Source organism: Alkalibacterium olivapovliticus (assembly GCF_003003275.1).
Classification (GTDB): Bacteria; Bacillota; Bacilli; order Lactobacillales; family Carnobacteriaceae_A; genus Alkalibacterium; species Alkalibacterium olivapovliticum.
In genome coordinates this window covers 1-1,418 of sequence record NZ_PVTO01000074.1, presented here as the reverse complement: position 1 = coordinate 1,418, position 1,418 = coordinate 1, and the positions used below count along the sequence as shown (strand labels likewise).

Annotated in this window: 1 protein-coding gene and 1 pseudogene; one reads left to right on the top strand and one right to left on the bottom strand. The window is 37.7% G+C overall.

What is annotated here, in order from left to right:
• A partial coding sequence (locus tag CLV38_RS13575; protein WP_146129032.1) for a transposase family protein occupies positions 1-356 on the bottom strand: 356 nt, incomplete at its 3' end.
• A 102-nt stretch (positions 357-458) separates the two neighbouring features.
• Here CLV38_RS13575 and CLV38_RS13570 point away from each other — a divergent pair.
• Positions 459-1,202 (top strand): annotated as a pseudogene (locus CLV38_RS13570) (IS256 family transposase); the annotation flags it as partial.
• Positions 1,203-1,418 lie beyond the last annotated feature (216 nt).

The following is a 1,418-nucleotide window of genomic DNA, read 5'->3' as shown; positions in this document are numbered from 1 at the left end:
GCAGTGATCGAACTGCAGTGAATAGCGATGGATAATACTTCCTCTTCCAAACGCTTCGTTCGGGTGGCTTTCTCAGCGATACACTCAAAGCGTTCAGAGAACGTTTTATGATCGCACTCTGGGTTCTTACATAAGAATTTACGGTTCTGCATCTTAATCTGGACCTTGTGTCCTTGTATCGGTAAGTCCTGAAACTTTCTCGGGTATAAAGAGTGAACACGGGAAGAAACCTGGCCACAGTATGGACAAGGGACTTCTAAACGAGTAGAAGAAACGGTAATCGTAAAGGTGTGGTTTGTGAATGAATGAGATTCATACTCTAAACACGAATCAAGTACCTGTATCAATTCGTACATGGTTCCCCACTTCTTTCATCTTTTCTTAATTATACTCCTCGCTTTTCTCTAAATAGAAGCAATAATAACTGACTTTGGAAAGAACCGTTTTTAGCTTAGCATTCACACCAGTTAGACCCTATGGTCTCCGAATGGCAAAATCGCTCTATCAGATAGGCATTTCCCTTATGTTATGACCGATCTTATCTACATAAAGATCAGAGAACATCATCGTGTTGTCTCTAAAAGCTGCCATATAGCGGTCGGCATATCAGGAGATGGAGAGCGTGAGATACTTGGCTTTATGATTCAAGATAAAGAAAGTGACGAGACTTGGTCTCTCTTCTTCGACTACCTCAAAAACAGAGGTTTAGAAGGAATGGAAATGGTCATTTCTGATGCCCACAAAGCCTTAGTTAAAGCAATCAAGAAGTCATTTATAAACGCTTCATGGCAACGATGTCAAGTTCACTTTATGCGTAATATCCTTAGTTGTATCCCTAAGAAAGAGTCAAAACCTTTCATAGAAGAAGTCAAAGCCCTCTTCAAATTTACTGATATTGAAACGGCTTGCAAGGCTAAAATACGCTAGTAAGCAACTATATTGACCAATACAAATACCACAAAGCCTGTGAAAAGCTGGACGAAGGCTTCGAAGATGCCTTTCAATACGCCATTATCAGTGAAGGTCAATCGAGATTAAAGAGCACAAATCTTCTTGAACAATTAATCGAAGAAGTCAGGCGCAGAGAAAAAGTTATCCGAATCTTTCTGAATCACGTCTCTGCCAATCGTTTAATCGGTGCAGTTCTTATTGATCGTCACGAAAACTGGTTAAGCTCTACCAGAAAATATATTCGATTTTAACCTATAGATTAAAGCTCTAAAGCAGTGTACTGCATTTTACACAATATTATGGACTTGACTAGAACCTTTAAACATTAAATAAAAGAAGTTTTTATTTCTAATTACTTTATTTGATTATTTTTCGTAAATTTCAAGTTTAAGTTAGCCACTTAGTTAACAAATTTTTCTAGGTTAATAATCACTTGTTTAATTGGTAGTGGAACACATTCATCATCA